This is a genomic window from Streptomyces racemochromogenes (assembly GCF_039535215.1).
Taxonomy (GTDB): domain Bacteria; phylum Actinomycetota; class Actinomycetes; order Streptomycetales; family Streptomycetaceae; genus Streptomyces; species Streptomyces racemochromogenes.
The window spans coordinates 229,049-252,684 of sequence record NZ_BAAAWT010000001.1; the positions used below are offsets into that span (position 1 = coordinate 229,049).

Annotated in this window: 19 protein-coding genes and 1 pseudogene; 14 read left to right on the top strand and 6 right to left on the bottom strand. The window is 75.8% G+C overall.

Translation table 11 applies throughout. The features are described 5' to 3' along the window. The first annotated feature begins 37 nt into the window (after positions 1–37). From ABD973_RS01195 to ABD973_RS01220, 6 genes are all read left to right on the top strand, one after another. Complete coding sequence (locus ABD973_RS01195; protein ID WP_386382122.1) at positions 38–1,750, top strand: sensor histidine kinase; 1,713 nt, start codon at positions 38–40, stop codon at positions 1,748–1,750. Beyond that, positions 1,747–2,424 (top strand): response regulator, encoded by a 678-nt coding sequence (locus ABD973_RS01200; RefSeq protein WP_125823601.1) that lies wholly within the window; start codon positions 1,747–1,749, stop codon positions 2,422–2,424. Before ABD973_RS01195 ends, ABD973_RS01200 begins: the two co-directional genes overlap by 4 nt. A gap of 202 nt (positions 2,425–2,626) precedes the next feature. Further along, positions 2,627–3,418 carry an ABC transporter ATP-binding protein gene (locus ABD973_RS01205; protein ID WP_345497764.1) on the top strand — a complete coding sequence of 264 codons (792 nt, stop codon included), beginning with the start codon at positions 2,627–2,629 and terminating at the stop codon, positions 3,416–3,418. 105 nt (positions 3,419–3,523) lie between these two features. Continuing rightward, positions 3,524–6,079: an ABC transporter permease gene (locus tag ABD973_RS01210; protein ID WP_345497766.1), complete on the top strand. Its 2,556-nt coding sequence runs from the start codon at positions 3,524–3,526 to the stop codon at positions 6,077–6,079. A 159-nt stretch (positions 6,080–6,238) separates the two neighbouring features. After that, the gene (locus ABD973_RS01215) at positions 6,239–7,603 is read left to right on the top strand and encodes an AMP-binding protein (RefSeq protein WP_345497768.1); all 1,365 of its coding nucleotides are present in this window, start codon (positions 6,239–6,241) and stop codon (positions 7,601–7,603) included. Between the two features lie 63 nt (positions 7,604–7,666). Further along, positions 7,667–8,632: a glycosyltransferase family 2 protein gene (locus ABD973_RS01220; RefSeq protein WP_125823597.1), complete on the top strand. Its 966-nt coding sequence runs from the start codon at positions 7,667–7,669 to the stop codon at positions 8,630–8,632. Positions 8,633–8,683: 51 nt separating this feature from the next. Here the strand turns inward: ABD973_RS01220 and ABD973_RS01225 are convergent, their stop codons facing one another. Next, complete coding sequence (locus ABD973_RS01225; RefSeq protein WP_345497770.1) at positions 8,684–9,895, bottom strand: hypothetical protein; 1,212 nt, start codon at positions 9,893–9,895, stop codon at positions 8,684–8,686. Between the two features lie 341 nt (positions 9,896–10,236). On the opposite strand from ABD973_RS01225, the gene ABD973_RS01230 reads away from it, so the two are divergent. Beyond that, on the top strand, positions 10,237–10,512 hold the full coding sequence (locus ABD973_RS01230; protein ID WP_345497772.1) for a hypothetical protein: 276 nt from the start codon (positions 10,237–10,239) through the stop codon (positions 10,510–10,512). Positions 10,513–10,726: 214 nt separating this feature from the next. Here the strand turns inward: ABD973_RS01230 and ABD973_RS01235 are convergent, their stop codons facing one another. Beyond that, positions 10,727–11,527, bottom strand: a complete 801-nt coding sequence (locus tag ABD973_RS01235) for a class I SAM-dependent methyltransferase (protein WP_345497774.1) — start codon at positions 11,525–11,527, stop codon at positions 10,727–10,729. A 192-nt stretch (positions 11,528–11,719) separates the two neighbouring features. On the opposite strand from ABD973_RS01235, the gene ABD973_RS01240 reads away from it, so the two are divergent. Continuing rightward, positions 11,720–12,727, top strand: a complete 1,008-nt coding sequence (locus ABD973_RS01240) for a LacI family DNA-binding transcriptional regulator (RefSeq protein WP_125823594.1) — start codon at positions 11,720–11,722, stop codon at positions 12,725–12,727. A 53-nt stretch (positions 12,728–12,780) separates the two neighbouring features. Here the strand turns inward: ABD973_RS01240 and ABD973_RS01245 are convergent, their stop codons facing one another. Together ABD973_RS01245 and ABD973_RS01250 are read right to left on the bottom strand one after the other, a co-directional pair. After that, on the bottom strand, positions 12,781–13,485 hold the full coding sequence (locus ABD973_RS01245; RefSeq protein WP_345497777.1) for a phosphatase PAP2 family protein: 705 nt from the start codon (positions 13,483–13,485) through the stop codon (positions 12,781–12,783). Positions 13,486–13,494: 9 nt separating this feature from the next. Continuing rightward, complete coding sequence (locus ABD973_RS01250) at positions 13,495–14,442, bottom strand: alpha/beta hydrolase fold domain-containing protein (RefSeq protein ID WP_345497779.1); 948 nt, start codon at positions 14,440–14,442, stop codon at positions 13,495–13,497. Between the two features lie 143 nt (positions 14,443–14,585). Between ABD973_RS01250 and ABD973_RS34685 the strand changes: the two are divergent. The 5 genes and pseudogenes from ABD973_RS34685 to ABD973_RS01275 all read left to right on the top strand — a co-directional run bounded on the left by ABD973_RS34685 (position 14,586) and on the right by ABD973_RS01275 (position 19,020). Continuing rightward, positions 14,586–15,131 (top strand): annotated as a pseudogene (locus tag ABD973_RS34685) (hypothetical protein). A 126-nt stretch (positions 15,132–15,257) separates the two neighbouring features. Next, a complete protein-coding gene (dacB, locus tag ABD973_RS01260; protein WP_345497781.1) occupies positions 15,258–16,874 on the top strand; it encodes a D-alanyl-D-alanine carboxypeptidase/D-alanyl-D-alanine endopeptidase in 1,617 nt (538 codons plus the stop codon). A 24-nt stretch (positions 16,875–16,898) separates the two neighbouring features. Then, entirely contained in the window at positions 16,899–17,222 is a 324-nt protein-coding gene (locus tag ABD973_RS01265; protein WP_125823592.1) for a putative quinol monooxygenase, read from the top strand. Positions 17,223–17,275: 53 nt separating this feature from the next. Beyond that, a complete protein-coding gene (locus tag ABD973_RS01270; protein WP_345497784.1) occupies positions 17,276–18,010 on the top strand; it encodes a class I SAM-dependent methyltransferase in 735 nt (244 codons plus the stop codon). Between the two features lie 248 nt (positions 18,011–18,258). Next, positions 18,259–19,020 (top strand): hypothetical protein, encoded by a 762-nt coding sequence (locus ABD973_RS01275; RefSeq protein WP_345497786.1) that lies wholly within the window; start codon positions 18,259–18,261, stop codon positions 19,018–19,020. Between the two features lie 65 nt (positions 19,021–19,085). On the opposite strand, the gene ABD973_RS01280 is transcribed toward ABD973_RS01275, so the two are convergent. After that, positions 19,086–21,212 (bottom strand): MMPL family transporter, encoded by a 2,127-nt coding sequence (locus ABD973_RS01280; protein WP_345497788.1) that lies wholly within the window; start codon positions 21,210–21,212, stop codon positions 19,086–19,088. Positions 21,213–21,217: 5 nt separating this feature from the next. Beyond that, positions 21,218–22,843, bottom strand: a complete 1,626-nt coding sequence (locus ABD973_RS01285; RefSeq protein ID WP_345497790.1) for a hypothetical protein — start codon at positions 22,841–22,843, stop codon at positions 21,218–21,220. Between the two features lie 268 nt (positions 22,844–23,111). On the opposite strand from ABD973_RS01285, the gene ABD973_RS01290 reads away from it, so the two are divergent. Then, positions 23,112–23,525 (top strand): rodlin, encoded by a 414-nt coding sequence (locus ABD973_RS01290; protein WP_125597194.1) that lies wholly within the window; start codon positions 23,112–23,114, stop codon positions 23,523–23,525. The last annotated feature ends 111 nt before the right edge of the window (positions 23,526–23,636 follow it).

The window sequence follows — 23,636 nt, forward strand, 5'->3', positions numbered from 1 at the left end:
TGTCCTTCGGCAGAGGGGCGGATCCACCGCGAGGCTCATGCCGTGGCCGCCGCCCGCGTCAATACTGGTCAGCGTGGTGCGCACTCCCCCGATCCCCCGTCCTGTCCCCGGCCCGCCGCGCGGGGCCCCACCCTCCGGGTGGGCGCGTACGGCGGCCCAGGCCGCCGGGGTGGCCCTGCTGGGCCTGGGCGTGTTCGCGGCCGTCGCGTGGGCCGGGCTCGCGCCGCACCCGTCGTTCCAGCTGCTGGTGATCGCCGCCGCCGCCCTGCTCTTCCCGCTGCGCGGCCGCTTCCCCGGGCCGGTCCTGCTCGCGCTGGCCGTGCTGACCGGGCTGTCGGGCGGCGCCGGTCCGCTCGCGGCGGTGGCCGCGTACGGGCTGGCGCGGCGGACGGTCCGGGCACGGCGGCGTGCCCGGCTGCCGGCCGCGGCGGCGGTCCTGCTGGTGGCCACCGCCACGGCGGCCGCGCCCGTGGTGGGGCCGGGGCCCGTCCCGTACGGTCTGGCGCTCGGGCTGGCCCTGGCGCCGACGGCGGTGATCGTCCCGGGGCTGGTGGGTACGGCGCAGGGGCAGCAGCAGCGCCTGGTACGGGCCCTGCGCGAGCGCGGGGACGCGGCGGAGCGGGCCCGGCTGGCGGCCGACAGCGAGGCCCGCACCCACGAGCGCTCCCGTATCGCCGCCGAGATGCACGACCTCCTCGGCCACCGGCTCAGCCTGATCTCGCTGCACGCGGGCGGGCTGGAACTGGCCCTGGACCGGGCCGCTCCGGAGCTGCGCGAGGAGGCCGTCCTGGTACGCCGGACCACCCGGGACGCGATGAGCGAGCTGCGGCAGGTCCTCGGCGTGCTCGGCCCGCTGGGCCGCGACGCCGGTCCCGGCGTCCTCACGGACGCGACGGGCACCCGCGCCGACGTCGAGGCGCTGGTGGCGGAGTCCAGGGGCGGCGGGGTGGCCGTACGGCTGGACTGGACGGGACCGGACCTGGACGGCCGCCCCGCGGCGGTGCGCAGGGCGGCGCACCGGGTGGTGCGCGAGGCCCTGACCAACGTCCACCGGTACGCCCCCTCGGCCCACGTCACCGTCGGCGTCGCGCACGAGGGGGAGGCCGTACGGATCACCGTGCGCAACGGCGCGCCGTCCGGGCCGCCCGTCCCGGCCGGGAGCCTGGGGACCGGGCGCGGCCTGACGGGGCTCCGGGAGCGCGTGGAGGTCCTCGGCGGGTCCTTCGAGGCGGCCCCGCTGCCGTCCGGCGGGTTCCTGGTGGACGCGGTCCTGCCGGCGGAGCCCGGTGACGCGGTCGTCCCGCACGCCGCCGGGCCGCAGGGGGCCGGCGCCGCCTTGGGCGCGGAGGGCGGCGGCGCCGAGGGAGGGGCGGCGAACGCGCTGACGCTCGCCCTGGGACTGGGGGCGCTGTGCGTGCTGATGGCCCTGGCGACCGCCTTCGTGTACGGCAGCGCGCCGCGGCCGGACTCCGGGCCGCGCCCGCTGCCGCGGGTCGGGATGACGTACGACGAGGTGACGGGGCTCGGCGTCGTCGACAACAAGGCGGTGCGCGCGGCCGCCACGGGGCACGAGCCGCCGCGCCCGGCCGGCACGGCCGGCTGCGCGTACCCGTTCAACGGCGCGACCGAGGTCCGCCCGGGCGGCCTGCTGGTGGCCCGCTACTGCTTCGACGCCGGACAGCGTCTGATCGCCGTCGACCGTTTCACCGTCCCGTCGGTGCGGGACGCCTCACCCTGGGAGACCCCTTGACCGAGCCCGACGGGCCGATCCGTGTCCTGCTCGCCGACGACGAGACGATGATCAGGCACGGTGTGCGCCTGATCCTGAGGCACGCCGACGGCATCGAGGTGGTCGCGGAGGCGGCGGACGGGCGGCAGGCCGTCGAACTGGCCGCCGTCCACCACCCGGACGTGGCGCTGGTCGACATCCGCATGCCGGTGTGCGACGGACTGGCGGCCATCGCGCCGCTGCTCGCGCTCGATCCGGCACCGAGGGTGGTGATGCTGACGACCTTCGGCGACGACGAGAACGTCGTGCGGGCGCTACGGGAGGGCGCCGCCGGGTTCCTGCTGAAGGACGAGGGCCCGCAGGAGCTGATCAGCGCGGTACGCGCCGCCGCGGCGGGCGACGCCGTGCTCTCCCCGGGCGTCACCGGGGCGGTGATCTCCCGGATGCTGGGCGCGCCGGAGCCCGCCGGGGCGGGCGGCGCGGACGCGGACGAGCGGATCGCCCGGCTGACGGGCCGTGAGCGGGACGTCCTCGCGGCGCTCGGCGAGGGGCTGTCGAACCAGGAGATCGCGGCGCGGCTCGGCATCGGGACCGGCACGGTGAAGACCCACGTGGGGGCGATCCTGGACAAGACGGGTTCGACGAGCCGGGTCCAGGCGGCGCTGCTGGCGCACCGGACCGGGCTGGCCTCCTGATCCCCGGCTCTGCCCGGGGAGGGAGGGCAACGGCCGCGGCCTCTGCCGTCCGGCAGAGGGGAGCCGGTCCGGGCCGCCCTTTCGGCAGAGGCCCACTCGCGCCTTGAGGCCGATGTCCGCGCAGGTCAGCGCGGTGAGGATGGAGGTGTCCCCCCGGCTCGCGGCATGTTCCGCGGGCCGTCGTACTTCAGCCGGAGCATCCATGTCGCACGCGTTTCCCTCCTCCCCCGCGCCCTCCTCGCCCCCGGCCCCCGTCGAGCCGGCGGCCCGCGCGACGGGGCTGACCAAGACGTACGGGAGGGGCGGGACGCGGGTCACCGCCCTGGACTCGGTGTCGGTGGAGTTCGCGCGGGGCCGGTTCACGGCGGTGATGGGGCCCTCCGGCTCGGGCAAGTCCACGCTGATGCACTGCATGGCCGGCCTGGACCCGGTGACGTCCGGTTCGGCGCGGATCGGCGGGGTCGAGCTGTCCGAGCTGAACGACCGGCGGCTGACGCGGCTGCGGCGGGAGAAGGTCGGCTTCGTCTTCCAGGGCTTCAACCTGCTGCCCACCCTCACGGCGCTGGAGAACATCACCCTGCCGCTGCGGCTCGCCGGGCGGCAGCCCGAGGCGGCGTGGCTGGACACCGTCGTCGCCACCGTCGGGCTCGCCGGGCGGCTCGCGCACCGGCCGGCCGAGCTGTCCGGTGGCCAGCAGCAGCGCGTGGCCGTGGCCCGGGCGCTGGTCTCGCGTCCGGAGATCGTGTTCGCCGACGAGCCGACCGGCAACCTCGACTCGCGTTCCGGCGCGGAGGTGCTCGGGTTCCTGCGCGACTCGGTCCGGGAGCTGGGCCAGACGGTGGTGATGGTCACCCACGACCCGGTCGCCGCCGCCCATGCCGACCGGGTGGTGTTCCTCGCCGACGGCCGGCTGGTGGACGAGCTGCGGGAGCCGACCTCCGGCGCCGTGCTGGACCGGATGCTCGCCTTCGAGGCCCAGGGCCGCACCAGCTGACGGCGCCGGCCCCGCCCCCGCCCTCACGTCCCGCTCGCCGGGCCCTCCGAGCCCTCCGGGCCTTCCGAGCCCTTCCGAGCCCTTCCAGCCTTCCGAAAGCCCACCATGCTGCGAACAGCCCTGCGCAACGTCCTCGCCCACAAGGCGCGCCTGATCATGACCGTCCTCGCGGTCTGTCTCGGGGTCGCGTTCATCTCCGGGTCGCTCGTCTTCGCGGACTCCACCACCGCCGCCTACCGCGCCTCCATGGCGCGCGACTACGCCGGGATCGCGGTCACCGTCGACCCCGCCTACCCGGTCGGCGCCCCCGCCGGTGAACGCACGAGCGTCCTCGACGACGCCCTCGCGGCCAGGCTGGCCGCCGTCCCCGGGGTCGCCTCGGCCCGCCCCGCCGTCGACGGGTCGGTGACGCTGGCCGCGAAGGACGGCTCGCCGATGCGGGCCGGCAACGCGATGGGCAAGCTCGCCGCCGGGTACGTACCCGGACCCGACGGCAAGGACGCCCGCTATCCGCTGACGGCCGGCCGCGCCCCGCGCGACGGCGGCGAGGTGGCCCTGGACCGGGGCACCGCCACGGCCGGCGGGTACGCCCTCGGCGACACCGTCAGCCTGGCCGTCGACGGCCCCGTGCTGAAGCCGCGGCTGGTCGGCATCGTCTCCACCGGCGACACCCGGGTCACCTCGGGCGGCACCCTGGCGGTGTTCGACAAGGCCACCGCCCAGAAGCTGTTCGCCGCGCCCGGCCGCTACACCGGGATCGACCTGTCCGCCACGCCCGGCACCGACCAGAGCGACCTCGCGCGGCGGGTCGGCGCGCTGCTGCCCGCCGACCGGGCGCAGGCCACCACCGCGAGCGCCAAGGCCGACCAGCAGTCCGTCTTCATCGGCACCAAGACCCGCAGCTACGCCCGGCTGCCCCTGCTCTTCGCCGCGGTGTCGCTCTTCATCGGCTCCTTCCTCATCATCAACACCTTCACCATGCTCATCACCCGGCGCACCCGGGAGATCGCCCTGCTCCGCGCGATCGGCGCCACCCGCCGCCAGGTGGTCCGCTCCGTGCTCGCGGAAGCGGCCCTGGTGGGTCTGGTCGCCTCCGTGATCGGGTTCGGCATGGGCCTCGGTGTGGCCGCCGCCCTGCCCGGCCTGCTCGGCACGGGTGAGGACCTGCTGCCCGGCGGCCCGCTGGTGGTCGGCCCCGCTCCCGTCGCCGCCTCGCTCGCGGTGGGCGTCGGCGTCACGGTCCTGGCCGCCTGGCTGCCGTCCCGGCGTGCCGCCCGGATCGCGCCCGTCGAGGCGATGCGCACCGCCGAGCAGCCGCCGTCCGCGACGCTGTCCCGGATCCGGGGCGCGGCCGGCGCGGCAGTGGTCCTGCTGGGTGCCGGTCTGCTCTTCTCCCTGGGCGGGGCGAAGGACGCCTCGGACGAGAACCTGCGGACGGCGCTGTTCGGCTGCGGCGTCCTCGTGACCGGGCTGATCCTGCTGGCGCCGCTGCTGGCGGGTCCGGTGGTCCGGCTCATCGGCCGGGTCACCGGCCGGTTCGGCGTGGCGGGCGGCCTCGCCAGGGACAACGCCCTGCGCGACCCCCGGCGTACGGCGGCCACCGCCGTCGCCCTGATGATCAGCACGGCGCTGGTGACCGGTCTCTCCGTCATCGAGCACTCCTCCGCCCGGGCCCTGGACTCCCAGGCGGCCGCCGGCCTGCGCGCCGACTACGTCATCGGCACCCGCGACGCGACCACCGCCGTCGACGCGGCCGCGGTCCGGCGGATCGCCGCCGTCCCCGGGGTATCGACCGCCTCCGCCGTCGCGGACTCCGGGATCTCGGTCGGGGCCGGGGCGGGGCAGGTGTCGGGCGTCGACCCGAAGAGCGTGGAGGCCGTCATGAGGCTCCGCTTCACCAGCGGCTCCGCCGAGGACCTCGGGCCGGGCCGGATCGCGGTCTCGGCGTCCTTCGCCCGCGACAACCGGATCGGCACCGGCAACCGGGTCCGGGCGGCCGTCGGCCCCGGTGCCGGGGAGGACCGCGACCGGCCCTACACCGTCGTCGGGGTCTACCAGGACAACCCCACCGCGCGGGACGTGCTCGCCGACCGCGCCGACGTCCAGCGGTACGGCTACCTGCGCGACTCCGTCCAGCGGGTCCTGGTGGCCGGCTCCGGGGACCTCGGCGGGCGGCTGCGCGCTGCCGTCGACAACAGCCCCCTGCTGAAGGTCCAGAGCCGTGCGCAGCTGGTACGGGAACAGGCGGGCGTCGCCGGGGACCTGATCACCCTGGTGTTCGGGCTGCTCGCCATCGGCGTGGTCATCTCCGCGCTCGGGATGGTCAACACGCTGGCCATGTCGGTCGCCGAACGCACCCGGGAGATCGGCGTCCTGCGGGCCGTCGGCATGGACCGCGCCGGCGTCCGCGGCATGATCCGCCTGGAGTCGCTCACGGTCGCCGCGTACGGCACCCTGCTCGGGCTCGCGGGCGGCCTGTTCGGGGCCTGGAAGGTCAGCGGCCTGGCCAACGGGGCCATCCCGCAGTACTCCTTCTCCCTCCCCTGGGGCACCCTCGCCCTGGTCGTCCTGCTCTCCCTCGCCGTCGGCGTGGCGGCGGCCGCGCTGCCCGCCCGCCGGGCCGCAGCGCTCACCCCGATGCACGCGGTGGCGGACGCCTGACGGCAGGCGGCACCGTCCGGCCCGGCCCTCCGGCCGGGCCGGACGGTGCCGTTTTGGATCTTCTGCTGACCGGGGTCCGCCCCCATGGTCGGGACGGCGCATTGCGCACGGGGACCTGGGCGGACTGGAATTGCCGAGGTCACGCACGGAAGGAATCCGATGGCATCCATGCTCGAAGGCTGCACCCCGTGGCCGCAGGCGTTCGTCGACCGCTACTGGGCGGCGGGCCACTGGGGCGGCAGCACCCTGGACAACCTGCTGCGCGGCTGGGCCCTGCAGTACGGGCCGCGGACCGCGCTCGTGCACGGCGGGACCCGCCTCACGTACGCGAACCTGAACCGGCGGGTGGACCGGATGGCCGCCGGGTTCCGGCTGCGCGGACTGCGGCCCGGTATGCGGGTCGTCGTCCAGCTGCCGAACGTCCCGGAGTTCGTCGTCGGCACGTTCGCGCTCATGCGCGCCGGTGTGGTCCCCGTCCTGTGCCCGCTCCCCCACCCCGACGTGCCCGAGCTCGTACGGGTCACCCAGGCCGTCGGCTACGTCGGCCCGGCCGAGTACCGGGGCTTCGACCACACGGCGATGGCCGCGGACACCGCCGCCCGCCGGCCCTTCCTGCGCCGGGTGTTCACCTATGAGCCGCCGGGCACCGGGTCCCCGTACGGCGGTCTGACGACCGACGCGTCGAACTGCCAGTACGCCCCGCTGGGTTCCGTCGACGCCGCACCCGAGCCGGCGCTCCCGCCGGACGCCGGCCGGGTGGCGTTCCTGCTGGTGGGCGACGGGGACGGCGTCGGCGGCGGGCCGGTGCTCGTGCCCCGCACCCACAACGACTTCGCCTACCAGGCGCGGGCCGCCGCCGAGCTGGTGTCGCTCACCGAGGACGACGTGTACCTGGCCGCACTGCCCGCCGCGTCCTCCTTCGCCCTCGGCTGCCCCGGCATCATCGGCACGCTCACCGCCGGCGGGACGGTGGTCCTGGCCGACGGACCGGATCCCGCCGCATGCCTGCCGCTCGTCGAGCGGGAGCGGGTCACCGTCACGTCGCTGCCGCCCGACGACGCCGCCGCCTGGCTCGACGCGCTGCCCTCGGCCGGAGCCGACGTGAGCACTCTGCGTCTGGTGCAGAGCGGCGGCGGAGCGCCCCTGCCCCGGGCGACCGCCGAGCGGCTGGCGTCCCGGCTGGGCGCCCGGCCGCAGCAGGTGTTCGCCCCGCCCGGCGGGCCGGTCGTGCTCACCCGGCCCGCCGACCCGGACGAGACGGTGTACGGCACCCAGGGCCGCCCGCTCTCGCCCGACGACGAGATCCGCCTCGTCGGCGCCGACGGCCGGGGCGTGCCGGACGGGGAGCCCGGCGAGCTCCTGGCGCGCGGCCCGTACACCCCGCGCGGCCACTACCGGCCGGCCGGGGAAGGGGCCGGCCGCTTCACCCCCGACGGCTTCCTGCGCACCGGGGTGCTGGCCCGGCGTACGGCGGACGGCGACCTGGTGGTGACCGGCCGGGCAGAGGACAGGCCCGCGGGCTGACGGCCGCGGGATCCCCCGCGGACGCGGCGGCCCGGAGTGCCCGGTCCGGGCTGTTCCCGCATCATGAGTGCTGTGTGCGACCCACCCGGCGGACCGGTCTTCCTGTCGATCGTGGTTCCCGTCTTCAACGAGGAGGAGTCCCTGCCCGCTCTGGCGGCGCGGCTGCGGCCCGTGCTGGACCGGCTGGGGGAACCGTACGAGGTCCTCGCCGTCGACGACGGCTCGACCGACAAGACCCCCCGGGTGCTGGAGGACCTGCGCGGCGACTGGCCGGGGCTCCGCGTCGTCACCCTCCGGCGCAACAGCGGCCACCAGGCGGCCCTGACGGCCGGACTGCACCGCGCCCGGGGCGCCTACGTGGTCAGCATGGACGCCGACCTCCAGGACCCGCCGGAGGTCATCCCGCGGATGCTGGAGCTGGCCCGGTCGGACGGCCTGGACGTGGTGTACGGCGTCCGGACGGACCGCTCGGCCGACAGCGGCTTCAAACGCCGGACGGCCGCCGGCTACTACTGGCTGATGCGCCGTCTGGCGGGCCCCCACGTACCGGCCCAGGCCGGGGACTTCCGGCTGCTGTCCCGCCAGGTGGTGGAGACCCTCAAGTCCCTGCCCGAGCAGCAGCAGATCCACCGGCTGCTCATCCCGTGGCTGGGCTTCCCCGACGGCCGGATCACCTACCAGCGCGGGGAGCGGGTGGCGGGCACCACCAAGTACCCCCTGCACAAGATGGTCCTGCTGGCCCTGGACAGCGTCACCAGCTTCTCGGCGGCGCCCCTGCGCCTGGCCACGGCGATCGGCGCCGGCAGCCTCGCCGTCTGCCTCGGGTTCCTCGTCTGGACCCTCGTCGCCCACGCCACGGGCAACACCCTGCCCGGCTGGACCTCCCTGATCACGACGGTCCTGTTCTTCGGCGCGGTCCAGCTGTTCTGCGTGGGGATGCTCGGCGAGTACGTGGCCCGCATCTACACCGCCGTGCAGGCACGGCCGGCCTACTTCGTGGCCCGTGACACGGACGGGGAGCAGCCCTAGGGTCTGTCCTCGAACTCCCGGCGCCCGGGCCCCGGGGCCCGGGGCCCACCGTCACACCAGCACTCCGGCGAAGAACATCGCGCCGAGCAGGGCGTACTGCGCGGCGCAGCACGCCAGCAGCGGCACCTGGACCCAGCGCGGCATGCGCGCGACGAGGAGCAGCCCGACGAACATCTGCGCGTGGTTGCGGTACCAGGACATCTCCGCGCCGGCCAGGAAGGGCACGAGGAAGACCGCCGCCGTCAGGACGGTCGCGGCCCACTCCCCCGCGTCGAGCCCGCGGCGGCGGACGAGCAGGGCCAGGGCCGTGGCGATGACGAGGAGGACGAAGGCGGTGTCGAGCCAGAGCTGCGTCCGGTGCGCGTCGAGCGCGTGACGCACCAGCCACGGGAGGTGCCCCGGGGGCGTGTACCAGTCCTTGAACGGGAAGCGGTAGGCCGCCGCCATCTGGTCGAAGGGCTGGTGCACCCCGCCCTGTCCGTAGCTGGACTCCTGGAGGGTCTCGTACGCGTCCCAGCGGCCGGTCGCCTGCCACATCAGCCACTCGGCCCAGAGCACGCCGCAGCCGGAGACGACCGCCGCCGAGCCGGCCTTCGCGCACCGGACCGGCCAGGTGTCGGCGCGCCACGCGAAGAGGGCGCTCAGCAGCAGCATGCCGGCGGCGACGGCGCCGACGGGATGGCAGGCGGCGGAGGCGAACCCGCCGGCGGCGGCGACCGTCCACGAGCCGCGCCGCACCCCGGCGACGCAGACCAGCAGGGCCAGGGTGGCGGTGGAGACCGGGAACAGGGCGTGGAAGTAGACGCCGCCCGGGAACACGGTGGCGACGGCGAGGGTGAGGCCGGTGGCCGGGGTGAGCCGGGCGCCGAGCAGCCCCCACAGCACGGCGAACATGCCGAGCAGGGCGGCCTCGGTGACGACGGCGGCGGACAGCTGGTAGGAGAGGCCGGTGGCGGAGACCGCCCGGACGGACATGGGGTATCCGGGGAACCAGGCGACGTTCCCGCAGACGACGTCGGGGAAGTCCGGATAGCGGTCCCGGCAGCGGAACATCTCGTAGCCGGTCTCGGCGATGGACAGGTAGTGGGCGGAGTCCCAGCGGCTGCGGCCGCCGGTGGACCAGTACCGCACCGGGGAGCCGTCGCCCGCGACGGAGGCCCTGGCGACGGCCCAGGTGAGGAGGTTGGCCACGAGCCACGCGAGGGCCGGGGGCAGCAGCCGGTGGCGCGGGCCGCGGCCCGCCGCCCGGGACGCTTGCGCCATCTCCAGCCCCGCGATCGTCTCGTCGGCGGTCCGGCCGTCCGCTGCCGCGCTTCACGATCATTGTGGGCAACGCCCCCGGGCCCCGCATCCGGAGCTGCTCCCACCCGGGGGGCCCGCCGCGCGCCCGGGGTGATCGAATCGGCCCATGACGACATCGGCGCACCGCCTCCAGGCCCTCGCCCGGTTCCACGCGGCACACCCGTGGGACCACAACGCCCACTACCACCGCTGGATCCTGCGGCACCTCCCCCACCGCTTCGGCCGCGCCCTGGACGTCGGCTCGGGCAGCGGTGACCCAGGCCGTGTCTCCCGGATCTCGCTCCCCCAGCTACCGCTGGGAGGTGCCCCCAGACCCGCGCCGCCCGGCGCCGCACCTCGCCGCGCAGTCGGCCGTCGACCGCCTCATCGGCGCCGCCGCGATACCGGCGAACGTCGCCATGGCCTGGGTCAGGAACCGCGGCCGCGGGGCACCCCGCCCGGCCGCGACGACCGCCCCCACCCGTCCGGCGTCCACGGGCTTCGCCGAAATCTCCGACGTGGCCCGGCGGACGCTTCCCGGCGTGCGCCTGCGCCGACGCCTGCTCTGGCGCTACACGCTCGTCCGGCGCAGCAGCTGACGGCGGCTCGGACCGTACGGCCGGCGACGCAGGAAGGCCCCGGTCTCCGTGAGGAGGCCGGGGCCTTCTTCCGAGCGCTGGGCAGGCCTTGCACCTGCATCCCCCCACGGGAAGTGGGGTGTCTTTCCTTGGACCACCAACGCATCGTCCCGTTCGCCGTGTTCCGCGGCGGCGGGCTCGAGATCAACTATAGCCCACGAAAGAGGAGGCTCCGCTACCGCGGTTTCACCGCGCGGAGCGAGTAGACCTGGGGGACGTACAGCCCGGCCGGGAGGCGGAAGTGGCCGTGGTCGTGCTCGTGCAGGAACTCCAGGCGCAGGCCCGCGGCGGCAAGGGCGCTGACGACCTCTCCGACGCCGTGCAGCCATTCGACGGTCCGGTTCGACCTGGTCGGCGCCCCGGGGTCGGCATAGGTGCCGGGTTCGTCGTAGACCATCGCCCCGCGCTCGAAGTAGTCGTGCTCGACGGCCCGTCCGTCCTCGGAGAGGACGTCGGCGAAGGGGTGGTACTCGGCGAGGTAGAGGAAGCCGCCGGGGGCGACGAGCTCCGCCACCGTCCGCGCCCACCGGGTGATGTCGGGGAGCCAGCACAGCGCCCCGAAGCCGGTGTAGACGATGTCGAAGGTCTGCCCGCCCAGGGCCTCGACGGCGTCGTACACGTCGGCGGTGACGAAGCGCGCGGTGCCGGCGCCGATCCGCTCGGCGAGCTCGCCCGCGGCGGCCACGGCCGGCCCGGAGAAGTCGAGGCCGGTGACGGTGGCTCCGCGGCGGGCCCAGGAGAGGGTGTCCAGCCCGATGTGGCACTGGAGGTGGAGCAGGGACCTGCCGCCTACGTCGCCGACCTCGTCGGGCTCGAAGTCCTGCAGCGAGTCCCGGCCCGCCACGAAGGCGGGGATGTCGTAGAAGGAGGTGCCGAGGTGGATCGGGACGCGCTCGTCCCAGTTGGCCCGGTTGGCCTCGCGCCAGTCGGCGGGGCCGGTGGAACCCGTGGCATCGGTGAGGGAGGGAGTGGTCATGCGGGGGACGCTAACCGGGGTCGCGAACGGTGATCAATCGGATTTCCCGGCCGATCACCCCCGACCGGAGCGGCCGACGCGGCCGAGCGGCCGACGCCCGGCGCCGCGACAGCGCCCCGGGCTTTCGGCTTTAACTCGTGTAACCTGCACACGGGAAGGCAGCACCGGGCTACGGGGAGCGATGAACACGCCATGGCGAAAGAGGCATCGGCTCCCGCGTCGGCCACCAGCGCGGACGTCGCCCGCCTGGCCGGGGTGTCCCGCGCCACCGTCTCGTTCGTACTCAACGACACCCAGGGCCACCGGGTCAGCGAGGGCACCCGGGCGCGGGTGCTGGCCGCGGCCGCGCAGCTCGGCTACGTGCCGAACGCGGCCGCCCGGTCCCTGCGCGCGGGCCGCAGCAACCTCGTCCTGATGCCCGCCTCCGTCTCCGCGGTCGGACGCCTGGTGAGCGAGTGGGTGGACGACCTGGTCAGCGAGCTGGAGCGGCACGGCTACACCACCGTCATGCACGCCGGCCGCTTCGACGATCCGCTCGAAGCCGCCCGCGCCTGGGCCGAGTTGCGGCCCGCCGCGGTGCTCTCCCTCGACGGCGACCGGCTCACCCCGCAGACGGCCGAGGTGCTGCGCCGCGCCGGGGTGCGCGGGACGCTGGCCTTCGCCTCGCACCCGGTGGAGGGGGTGCACACCATCGCCTTCGACCACACCTCCGTCGGCGCGACCGCGACCCGGCACCTCATCGACCGGGGCCGGACCCGGATCGGGGTGGTCATCCCGCGCGAGCGCGGCCTGGACACCCTCGCCCGGCCGCGGCTGGCCGGCGCCGAGCAGGTCGCCGCGCGGCATCCGGTGACCGTCACCCCCGTCGAGCTGGCCTACACCCGGGAGTCCGCGACGGCGCTGGCCCGGCGGTGGCGGGAGCTCGGCCTGGACGCCGTCTTCGCGTACAACGACGAGTACGCGGCCCTGCTGATGCACGCGCTCATGGCGGAGGGGATCCCGGTGCCGGACGAGGTGGCCGTCGTCGGCTGTGACGACCTGGTGCTGTCGGCGCTCCAGCGGCCCGCGCTGACCAGCGTCGCACTGGAGCTGCCCTCCGCCGCCTCCGTGGCGGACGCCCTGCACGCCCTGGTCGCCCGGGGCACGGCACCCGGGGTGGCGGGCATCGAACCGGCGCTGGTGCACCGCCAGTCCTCCTGAGGCGGCGGCCGGGAGGATCCCCCCGGGGCCTCCCGGCCGCGCCCGCCCCGGCCTCAGCCTCCGGCGGCCTGCGGCGGCACTCTCCGCGGCACACCCTCGGACCGTACGGAGCCACGCCCCTCCCGGGCGAGTACGGGCATGAAGGCGCGCCACACCAGCAGCGCGGCCGCGGCCCCCGCCAGCGCCCCGGCGACGGTGTCGCTGAGCCAGTGCGCGTGCAGCCACGTACGGCTCCACATCATGGCCAGCGTGAACAGCGTCCCCGCGCACCACCAGGCCCGACGCCGCGCCGCCGGCACGAGCAGCGCGCCGGCCAGCACCACGAGCGCCGCCGCCGCGGCCCCGTGGCCGGAGGGGAAGGAGCCGTGGTCGACGCGGACCAGCGGGTTCTCCGGGCGCGGCCGGTCCACCAGGTGCTTGAGGGTCTGGACGACGAGCAGGTTGGCCCCGAGGTAGGCGGCGAGCAGGCAGCAGGCCGACCACCAGCGCCCGCGCACCAGCAGGAAGGCCAGCAGGCCGAGCGGTACGACGACGCCCGCCGGCCCCCCGAACCAGTTCAGGAACGCCGCCGCGGCGGCGGGAACGCCCCGGTGCGGCCCGCCCATCAGGTCGAGCCAGCGTTGGTCGGCGCCCTGGAACGGCGGGCGGGCGGGGTCGGCGCGGACGACCGCCGTCACCAGGACGGCGGCCCCGGCCAGCAGCAGGCCGAGCGGCAGCACGCCGGCCGTGCGGTGCCCGGGAACGGGTCTCTCGCTCACGGGCGCGGCTCAGGCGTCCAGGTGGCGGGCGAGGAAGGCCACGCTGCGGGCCACGATCGGGGCCACGTCCGGGACGCCGAGGAAGATGTGGTCGGCGTCCTCCACCGGCTCCAGTTCGCATTCCCCGCCGACCGCGCGGAGCGCCGCGTCGAGCGCCTCGCTCTGGCTGTAGGGGACCAGGCCGTCCCGGGTACCGTGGACCAGCAGGAACGGCGGCGGCACGCCGTGTCCGTCGGCGGCGTACGCGACCGGGCTCGCGGCGCGGGCCAGCGCCGGCCGCTCCTCCTCGGTACCGCCGAGCAGCGCCTCGTACGGGTCCGGGTACTGCACACCCGGCGGCATCGGCGGCATGGGGTGCCCGCGCAGGGCGAGCAGATCGCAGACGCCGTACCAGTCGACGACGGCCCGTACCGAGGTGTCGCCGGCGCCGACGCCCTCGGTGCCCTCCAGGGCGGCGGCGCCGGGGGTGTGAGGGCCGGTCAGGCCCGCGAGGGCGGCGAGGTGGCCGCCCGCGGACTCGCCCCAGACCGCGATGCGGTCCGGGTCGACGCCGAAGGCGCCGGCGAACTTCCGGACGTAGCGGATGGCGGCCTTCACGTCGTGCAGCTGCGCCGGGAAGGGTGCTTCGAGGCTGTGCCGGTAGTCGATGGAGACCAGGGCGAGCCCGGCCGCCAGCACCGCGCCGTGCAGCAGCGCGGCAGGGACGGTCGGCGGCGGGTAGCGCCGGTCGCCCTCCAGCCAGCCGCCGCCGTGGATCCAGACCACGGCCGGGACGGGGCCCCGGGCGGTGGCGGGCACCTGGACGTCCAGCAGGCGCGGCCGGTAGCCCGGCCGGGTGGCGTAGGTGACCCCGTCGAAGCGGCGTACGCCGTCCTCGGCGACCACGGGCGCTACGGGCGCCAGGAAGGGAGGGGGCGGCCAGGTCAGGTCGGGCTCGACCGGGAGCGAATGCGTCATTGCGGCCCTTTCACGCGGAGAGCTGCACGTGACTCCTGCCGAGTTACACGTGTAACACGGGACTGTAGCCAGCCCTGCCCGGGGCCACAAGACGACTGGTGCGGGCGGTTTCCCGCCGGGTTCGAGCGGGAGGACGACGGCGCGTGCGGCCTGCGCTCCGCGCCCTGGGGCGGCGACAGGCGGCCCGCGCAGAGTGCGACGTGCGCTGCCCGCCGGGCCCGCGCGGGGAGACGCGAAGCGCTCCGCCGGGGAACAGGAAGAGCCGCGCACGCATGAGGGGCGGCGGGTTCTTCACGCTCATGGCGGTGGCCGGGCTCGAGGCGGCCGACACGGCGGACACCCTGATCCTCCCCCACCGACCCTGACGGAGCCGGACGCGCCGAGCACGGTCGCCGGCCTCGCCGCGCCCGCGGCGGTCGGCCCGCACCGCCGGTCACGGGCACAGCTGGGAACGACGCCGTCGGCCTGGCTCACGGGGGAACGGCTCGCCCTGGTGTGCCGGCTGACCGAGCGGGCGGCACAGCGGGCTCGGCGTCGCCGCCGAGCTGCGGGCCCTGATGCGCCGGGAGGCGGGCGGGGCGCCGGCGGCGGTTCGGGCCGGGGGCGGGGCCGCTGCCGCTGCGGCTGCGGCTGCGGCTGCGGCTGCGGCTGCGGCTGCGGCTGCGGCTGCGGCTGCGGCGAACGGGTGACGTGCGGGGCCCGGAGGGGCGGGCCGCTGCGGCGAACGGGTGACGTGCGGGGCCCAGAGGGGCGTGGCACGCTGTTGACGGGGCTCGGGCCGCCGGGGAAGGCGGCCGCGACGAACGGAGCGCGCCGTGGGAACTGCGATCCTGCCCGTGGCGCTGCGGCGCCGGACGGCCGGCTGCTGCGCCGCCCTGCTGCTGGCGCTCACCTGCGGTACGGGCGCCCGTGCTGCCCCCTCTCCGTCGCCGGTGCCCCCGCCGGAGGCCTCCGGGGCCGGCCTCGACCCCCGCATCACGGAGATCATGGGCAAACCGGAGTACCGCCACGCGCAGTGGGGGCTGCTGCAGACGGAACCGGGTGACGGCCGGGTGCTGCACAGCATGTTCCCGGGTCAGTTCTTCATACCGGGGTCCACGGCGAAGCTGTTCCCCGTCTCCGCCACCTGGCAGACCCTCGGCCCGGACCACCGCTTCGTGACGCCCCTCTACGCGGTCGGCCGGCGCGCCGGATCCACCCTGACCGGCGACCTCGACCTCGTCGCGCAGGGCGACCTCACCCTGGGCGGCCGGACCCGGCCCGACGGGACGGTCGCGTACACCGACCTCGACCACACCTACGCCAACGACTTCCCGGGTGCCACCCTCACCCCGGAGAACCCCCTCGCCGGGATCGACGAGCTCGCCCGGCAGGTCCGCGCGGCGGGCATCACCCGCGTCGAGGGCGACGTGATCGTCGACAGCCGGCTCTTCGCCCCCGACCCGGGCCTCGACCCGGTACCGACCCCCCTGATCGTCAACGACAACCTCGTCGACCTGCTGACCACCCCGGGCGACCGCGCGGGCGCCGCCGCCCGGCTGGAATGGCGGCCCAAGGTCGCCCCGTACGAGGTCACGTCCACGGTGAGGACCGTCGCCGCCGGGAAGCCGACGGACATCACGGTGACGGCCTCCGACGGCGGCACCCGCATCCGGCTGTCCGGCACCATCGCCGCGGACGCCCGGCCGCTGCTGCGCACCGCCCCGGTCACGGACCCGGCCGCGTTCGGCCGGACGGCGCTGATCGAGGCGCTGGGCCGGGCCGGCGTGGAGGTCACCGCCGGCGCCACCGGGCCCAATCCTGTGGCCCGGCTGCCGCGCGACTACGCGGGCCGGCCGCGCGTGGCCGCGTACACCTCTCCCCCGTACGAGCAGTACGCGAAGCTGATCCTGAAGGTCAGTCACAACCTCGGCGCCAACCTGGACGTCTGCCTGCTGGCCGTCACCACCGGCAGCCGGCAGTGCGCCGCGGGCTTCCCGGTGCTCGCCGCCTTCCTGGACCGGGCGGGCGTCGACCGCGAGCAGGTGGCCCTGATGGACGGCCGGGGCGGCAATCCGGCCGACCGGGTCACGCCCCGGGCGCTGGTGCAGATGCTGGCGTACTGGCAGGGCACGCCGGACGCGCGGCGGTTCCGGGAGGCGCTGCCCGTCCTCGGGGTCGACGGGCTGCTCGCGCAGAACTGCCGTGACTGTCCCGCGCGCGGCAAGGTGTTCGCGAAGACCGGCGCGGCCGTCGGCGGCGACCTCCTCAACGACAGGCTGTCCGTGGGGGCCATCACCATCGCCGGCTACCTGGACAAGGGCGGCGGGCGCTTCGACACCTTCTACGCGGGGGTCACGGGCGCGATGACGCCGACCGCCGACCCGGAGGACGTGGTGGGCATCGCCAACGACCTGGCCCTGATCGCCGCCTACCTCCAGGAGGGGTCCTGACAGGCCCGTGCCTACAATGGCTGAATGATCTTCATTGTGGTGAAATTCGCCGTCAAGCCCGAATACGTGGACCAGTGGCCGGAGAAGGTCGCGGAGTTCACCCGCGCCACCCGCGCCGAACCGGGCAACCTCTGGTTCGAGTGGTCCCGCAGCCTGGAGGAGCCGGACACGTACGTCCTGGTCGAGGCGTTCCAGGACGACGCGGCCGAAGCCCACGTCACCTCCGAGCACTTCACCAAGGCCCTGGAGACCATGCGTCCGCTGGTCGCCCGTACGCCCGACATCGTCAGCACCACCATCGCCGGCGCCACCGGCTGGAGCCGGATGGGGGAGCTCCGGATCGACTGAGCCGCTGGGCCGGTGGGCCGGGTGCTCTTGACCGGGCGTCCATGATGGACGGTATGACGACCGGATCCCGTGCTCGTTCGTTCGGTTCCGCGGCGGCCCGCTACGCCGCGCACCGGCCCTCCTATCCGGCCGCGCTCTTCGACACCGTCGAGGAGCTGGCCGGGTTCCCGCTGGCCGGTGCCCGCGTCGCGGACGTCGGCGCGGGCACCGGCATCGCGAGCGCGCTCCTGCACGCCCGCGGGGCCCGGGTGGTGGCGGTGGAGCCCTCGGAGGGCATGGCCGCCGAGTTCCGTCGCCGCAATCCGGGGATCGCCCTCGTGCGCGGGGACGGCGACCGGCTGCCGCTGGCCACGGAGGGCACCGACCTGCTGACCTACGCGCAGTCCTGGCACTGGACGGACCCGGCCCTCGCCGGCCCCGAGGCCCTGCGCGTCCTGCGGCCCGGGGGCGCGCTGGCCGTCTGGTCCAACGACCCCGACACGGACGTGGAGTGGATCGCCGACCAGCAGGCGCGCATCGAGAAGCACTTCGGCCCCGGCTGGTACGTCAACGAGCCGGCCCGTCCCCTGCCCGGCCTGGACTTCACCACGCGCCGGCTGCGCTGGTCCCGGCCCGTCTCCGTCGAGGCGCACCTCGGCAAGCTCTCCACGCACTCGCTCTTCCTGGTGGCAGAGCCCGGTACGGACACCTTCCTCGAAGCCGAACGCGCCCGCCTGCTCGCCCTCTTCCCGGACGGCCGGCTGCGGGAGCACTACACGGTCAGGCTCGACGTGGCGGTACGTCGGTAGCCCTGCTCCCGTTCGCGGTGAAGCAGAAGGCCCCGGTCTCCGTGAGGAGGCCGGGGCCTTCGTTCGAGCGCTGGGCAGGCCTTGCACCTGCATTCCCCCACGGGAAGTGGGGTGTCTTTCCTTGGACCACCAACGCATCGTCCCGGTCGCCGTGTTCCGCGGCGGCGGGCTCGAGATCAACTATACGGCACGCGGACGGGCGCCAAAACCGGGTGACACCGCGGCCGGCGGGAGGTCAGCCTGTCCCGATGACCGAGGAATTGAACGTTCTGCGCCTGTCCGTCCGGAACGACCCGGCGTTCGGGCCGTACGAGTACCTGGAGGTCCGCCCGCTGGTCGACGGGGTGGACGTGATCGAGGCGGCCTTCGGGCAGGAGGACCACGGGGTCCAGTGCGGCGATCCCCGGGACTGGCTGGTGCCCGACGGCCCCTTGTCGGTGGGTGAGGGGGCCCACTGGGTGGAGTTCGCCTCCAAGGCGTGCGGCTGCCACGACCTGCTGTACCTGACGCTGCGGCGCGACGGCGACATCGTCGTGTGGAGCTGGGAGTCCGCCGAGGCGGGGATCCAGGCGCTCCCCGAGTACCGCTTCGACGCCGCCCAGTACGACGCCGAGCTGGAGCGGGCCCGCCGGGACGGCGGATGGGAGTGGCCGGCACAGACGGTCTCGCGACTGGTGCTCGACGGGCTGCGCGGGCAGACCGGGTGGCTGGAGCGGTGGTCGTGCGAGCTCGGCCACGTGTGGACGGACCCGAAGCACCCCGGGCAGGTCCTGCTCTACTTCTTCCGCGAGGAGCGGGATGCGCAGGGCCGGTACGGGCGCGCCGAGGAGTTCGCCATGATGGCGCCGGTCACCGACGAGGACCCCGCCCGTCAGGCCGGCCGGATCGTACGGGCCTTCCTGGCGGGCGATCCCCGGACGGTGGACGGGCTGCGGCCCTGCCCGATGGACGAGGTGGGGTACGGCCACTACCACGGCGACGGGCCGACGCCGTGGAAGCTGCACGGCTGACCCCGGGCCAGAACCATGCGGGGCCGGCGTCGGCGCGGGTACCGGGCGGAGCGGCGGAAAGGCCGTCAGCTGGTGGTGACGGCGGACTCCGTGGGGCGGGCGGCCGGGCCACCGGCCTCCCGCGGGGCCGGGCGCGGGCGGCGGAACGGGCGGGGGCCCCACCAGTTGGCGCGGCCGAGGAGGGTCATCGTCGCGGGCACGAGGAGGCAGCGCACGAGGGTGGCGTCGACCACGACGACCAGGGTCAGGGCGGTAGCCAGCTGCTTCATCACGAGCACCTCCCCCGTCGCGAAGCCCGTGAAGACGATGCACATCAGCAGCGCCGAGGAGCTGATGATCCGGGCGGAGCGCTGTACGCCCGCCTCGACGGCGAGGTCGTTGCCGGCTCCGGCGCGGTACGCCTCCTGGATGCGGGAGAGGAGGAACACCTCGTAGTCCATGGACAGCCCGAAGGCCAGGGCGAACACGACGACCGGCAGCCAGTAGCCCAGCCCGCCCAGGGTGTGGACGCCCAGCGGCCCGGCGCCCCAGCCGTCCTGGAAGACCAGGACGAGCGCGCCGAACGAGGCGCCGAGGGACAGGGTGTTCATCACGATCGCCTTGAGCGGCAGGAGCACGGAGCCGGTCATCGCCAGCAGCAGGACGTAGCTGGTCAGGGCGATCAGGGCGGCGGCCCGGGGCGCGTTCCCGACGACCTCGGCCCTGAAGTCGGCGTCGAGCGCGGCCCGTCCGGTCACCCACACGGGGAAGTCGGCGGGGCGGTCCGCGCGGAGCCGTTCCACGAGGCGGGTGGCGGTGGCCGCGTCCTCGTCGGGCACCGGTACGAGGCGCACGACGGCGACCCCCGGGCCCGCCGCGGTGGCGGGTTCGAGCCGCTGCACCTGCGGGGCGTCCGCGAAGCGCTCCGCCCAGGCCGTGAGCCGGGCCGGGCCGGTGCGGGCCACGACCACCACGGCGTCGGGCCGGTGCTGGGGGAACCGGTCGGTGACCAGGTCGGCGAAGCGCCGGGCCTCGGTGCCCGGCGGCAGCTGCAGTTCGCCGACCGGGCTGACGAGGTGGACGCGCAGGAAGGGCGCGGCCGCCGCCAGCAGCAGGACCCCGACGCCCACCGCGACGGCGGGGGCCCGGCGGCGGGTCCAGCGGGCCAGCGCGGCGAACGCGCCCTCGTCGGGCTCGCGGCGGGCGCGGGCACCGATCCGCCCGCCGCACGCCACGAGCAGCGCCGGGGTGAGGGTGACCGCGGCGGCGAGCGACAGCAGCACGGTGCCCGCGGCGGCCAGGCCGAGGGAGGCGTAGAAGTCGCTGGGGAAGGCGGCCAGCCCGCTGAGGGCGGCGGCGACGACCAGTGCGGCGAACAGGACCGAGCGGCCCGCGCTGCCCATGGTCCGCACCACCGCCTCCGGGACGTCGTGGCCCGCGGCGCGTTCCTCCCGGAACCGGCCGACCGTGAGCAGGGAGTAGTCCACGGCCAGGCCAAGGCCGAGCATCGTGGTGGTGGACAGCACCGGGGAGGTGAGGTCGTAGCAGCGCGACAGCAGCAGGAGCCAGAGCATCCCGGTGCCGACGGTGGCGACGGCCGCGACCAGGGGCACGGCGGCCGCGACGAGGCCGCCGAAGAGGAGGTACACCACCACCAGGGTGACGGGCAGGGTGATCAGTTCGGCGCGCCGGGTGTCGGCCAGGGACCGCCGCGCCACCTCGGCGCGGGCCCGGTCGCTTCCGCCGAGGGTCACCGCGGCGCCGGGCACGGCCCGGTGGACGGCGCGCAGCCGGGCTTCCACGGCCCGCTCGCAGCGCCGCCGGTCCTGCCCGGCCGGGGTCCGGTCCAGCCGTACGGAGAGCAGGACGGCCCGGCGGTCGGCGGCGTACGCCGCTGCGGTGAGGGGGGTGACGCCGTGTACGCCGGGGACGGCGGCCAGGTCCCGGCGGGCGGCGGCCAGTTCCCGCGTGAGGGCGGGGTCGGACACCGGCACGCCGGACACCACGGCGTCGATCTGGCCGCCGTACGCGCGGACGCCGTCCAGGAGCCGGTTGCCCCGCACCGACTCGTGCGCGGCCACGCTCCAGGGCCGCCGGTCCAGGCCGTCCATCACGGGTCCGGCGGCGGCCGCTCCGGCTGCCAGGAGCAGCAGCCACAGCAGCAGGACGAGGAGGTGGCGGCGCACGCAGAGCAGGGCGAGGCGTGCGGGCATCGCCCTCAGGGTGCGCATCGGCGGCCTTCGGAGAGGTAGGCGGAGCCGATGGTGACGTCACCCGGCCGCCGTACGGTCAGCCGGACGAAGCGGTCGCCGCGGGCGTCCCGCATCGGTTCGAGGCATCCGGCGTCCGCCGTCAGCCAGGGCGAGTCGACGATCCGCACGGTCACCGTGCCGGGGCGGGGCACCCGGACGGTGATCGCGGCCGCGTCGGAGCTCCGTACGCGGGCCGGCCGGTCGACGAGGGGGACGGCGTCCCGGACGCGGTAGATACGCCAGTTGCGGTCCTGCCACACCGGCTCCAGGTAGGCGGGCCGGTCGGCGACGAGGGCGCGTTCGGCCTCGGAGGCGGCGTCGGGCGGGCCGTCGTGGACGACGACGAGGCCCACGGCCCACCGGTCGAGCCAGGCCCGGTAGGCGGCGGGGGTGAGGCCGCCGTCCCGGTAGAAGAGGCGGCCGCGTTCCACGTCCGCCTGCCGGTTCCAGCCGCGCGCCAGGGTGACGTACGGGGCGAGGACGGCGGCCTCGCGGTGGCTGCGCGCCATGACGGCCTCCACCCGGGTGCGGTCGGCGCCGAGGCGGCCGAGTTCCGCGAGGACCCCGTCGGTCTCGGCGGCCCAGGCGGGGACCCGGACGGTGTCGCCCAGGTGGGCGGCCGTGTTCCCGCCCACCCAGAGCAGGCAGAGGGCGAGCCCGGCCCCGGCCGCGGCGCGGCGTACGCGGCCGGTCGCCGTCGCGGCGGCGGCGAGCAGGAGTGCGGGTGCGGCGAGGCCGGCGAGCCGTTCGACGTTGGTGCCCATCGGGGACGGGACGGCGTAGGCGAGCAGGACGGCGGCCGCGTACAGGCCTGCGGCGCGTCTGACCCACCGCCAGGCGGGCGGCGCCGCCGCGAGGACGGCCAGCGCCGCCAGCAGCGGGGGCCAGATCCGCTCCGGGGGCATGGGCTGCTCGCCCTGGAAGGGGAAGAGGCGGGCCGTCAGGGCGAGGACGGCGCAGGGCGGTACGGACAGGGCGGCGGCCACGGCGGCCCGGCGCCGGGGCGCGGGCGGCAGTGCGGCGCCGGTCAGCGCGAGGAAGAGACCCGCGACGGGGCTGGCCATGGTGCAGAGGGCCGCGCAGAGCGCGGGGGCGGCGAGCCGCCCGCCGCTACCGCCGGGCCCCCGGGGCAGGGCGCTCAGCAGGGCCGCGAGGCCGAACGCCACGCCCAGGACGAAGGTCGTGCGCCCGGAGGCCACATGGCACCACAGGGCGAGGGCCGCGGCCAGCGCGGGCCGTTCCGGCGCCCGGCCCCCGCCGCGTACGCACAGCAGCGCGGCGAGCCAGGTGGCGGTCAGGCCCGCCGCCACGGTCACGGGTACCACGCCGAAGAGGGCCATGGCGTACGGGGAGACGAGGCTGTAGGCGGCGGTGTGCAGCCCGCCGTGCCAGGCGAGGTCGTAGGCGGAGCCGGGGTGGCGGGCGGCGAAGTCAGCCCAGGCCGTCTGGGCCGCGAGGTCCCCTCCGCCGGTGGCGAGGACGGCCGCCCACACGGCGTACAGCGGCAGCGCGCAGCCGGTCGCGGCCAGCGGGACCCTCAAGGGGAGGGGGAGGGCTGCCGGTGCCCGCCGGGTCAGGGCGACAGCGGTCATGGGCGGCTCCGGTCGAGGCTGCGCGTCGGGGGCGGGCGGGGTGGGGGCGGCGCCCGGGCGGGACCGCATCGTCCAACGACGGGCGGCGGCCGGTGTGGCGGTGTTCCGGCCACCGGGCACCCGGTCGGCGTCCTGGCCGCCGGGGTCCGGTGTACCGGCGCTCTGCCATTCGGGTGACCCACCGCCACGTACCCGGCCGCGCTCCCGTTACCAGCACGAACTCCCCCATCCGGGGCTCGTTTCGGCTACAGCGAAGGAAAGTTCTCGAATGCTGAAGAAGATGATGGTCACCGCAGCAGCCACCGCCGCCGCCGTCGGCGCGGGTGCCGCCGTCGCCGCCCCGGCCATGGCCATCGGCAACGACAACGGGATCAACACCGTCAACGGCAACGGCGCGCAGCAGATCTACGGCAACCAGAAGACCACCGGTGACCAGAGCCCGCAGCTCAGCGTCGTCCAGGGCACCCTGAACAAGCCCTGCATCGGCCTGCCGGTCAAGGTCAACGCGCAGTCGGTACTCGCCCTCATCGCGAACGTCGGCGTCCAGGACATCAACGTCCTCGCCAACCCGCAGAACCAGCAGTGCACCGAGAACTCCACCCAGGCCAAGGGCGACGAGCCGCTCTCCCACATCCTGAGCAACATCCCGGTCCTCTCCGGCAACCTCTCCGCGGGCAGCTGATCACCGGCCGCCGCTGAGCGGGCCGGCCGGGGACGTCCGCACGAACGTCCCCGGCCGGCCCCTCGGCGTCCGCGGGGCCCGGAGCGTCGTCGAGGGCACCGGGTTCCGTGC

What these genes read in the sequence shown, in the direction of transcription:
- ABD973_RS01195 (WP_386382122.1), top strand. Translation starts at nt 38, where the DNA reads ATGCCGTGGCCGCCGCCCGCGTCAATACTGGTCAGCGTGGTGCGCACT.
- ABD973_RS01205 (WP_345497764.1), top strand. Translation starts at nt 2,627, where the DNA reads ATGTCGCACGCGTTTCCCTCCTCCCCCGCGCCCTCCTCGCCCCCGGCC.
- ABD973_RS01210 (WP_345497766.1), top strand. Translation starts at nt 3,524, where the DNA reads ATGCTGCGAACAGCCCTGCGCAACGTCCTCGCCCACAAGGCGCGCCTG.
- ABD973_RS01215 (WP_345497768.1), top strand. Translation starts at nt 6,239, where the DNA reads ATGGCATCCATGCTCGAAGGCTGCACCCCGTGGCCGCAGGCGTTCGTC.
- ABD973_RS01220 (WP_125823597.1), top strand. Translation starts at nt 7,667, where the DNA reads ATGAGTGCTGTGTGCGACCCACCCGGCGGACCGGTCTTCCTGTCGATC.
- ABD973_RS01225 (WP_345497770.1), bottom strand. Translation starts at nt 9,895, where the DNA reads ATGGCGCAAGCGTCCCGGGCGGCGGGCCGCGGCCCGCGCCACCGGCTG.
- ABD973_RS01235 (WP_345497774.1), bottom strand. Translation starts at nt 11,527, where the DNA reads ATGACCACTCCCTCCCTCACCGATGCCACGGGTTCCACCGGCCCCGCC.
- ABD973_RS01240 (WP_125823594.1), top strand. Translation starts at nt 11,720, where the DNA reads ATGGCGAAAGAGGCATCGGCTCCCGCGTCGGCCACCAGCGCGGACGTC.
- ABD973_RS01250 (WP_345497779.1), bottom strand. Translation starts at nt 14,442, where the DNA reads ATGACGCATTCGCTCCCGGTCGAGCCCGACCTGACCTGGCCGCCCCCT.
- ABD973_RS01265 (WP_125823592.1), top strand. Translation starts at nt 16,899, where the DNA reads ATGATCTTCATTGTGGTGAAATTCGCCGTCAAGCCCGAATACGTGGAC.
- ABD973_RS01270 (WP_345497784.1), top strand. Translation starts at nt 17,276, where the DNA reads ATGACGACCGGATCCCGTGCTCGTTCGTTCGGTTCCGCGGCGGCCCGC.
- ABD973_RS01275 (WP_345497786.1), top strand. Translation starts at nt 18,259, where the DNA reads ATGACCGAGGAATTGAACGTTCTGCGCCTGTCCGTCCGGAACGACCCG.
- ABD973_RS01280 (WP_345497788.1), bottom strand. Translation starts at nt 21,212, where the DNA reads ATGCCCGCACGCCTCGCCCTGCTCTGCGTGCGCCGCCACCTCCTCGTC.
- ABD973_RS01285 (WP_345497790.1), bottom strand. Translation starts at nt 22,843, where the DNA reads ATGACCGCTGTCGCCCTGACCCGGCGGGCACCGGCAGCCCTCCCCCTC.
- ABD973_RS01290 (WP_125597194.1), top strand. Translation starts at nt 23,112, where the DNA reads ATGCTGAAGAAGATGATGGTCACCGCAGCAGCCACCGCCGCCGCCGTC.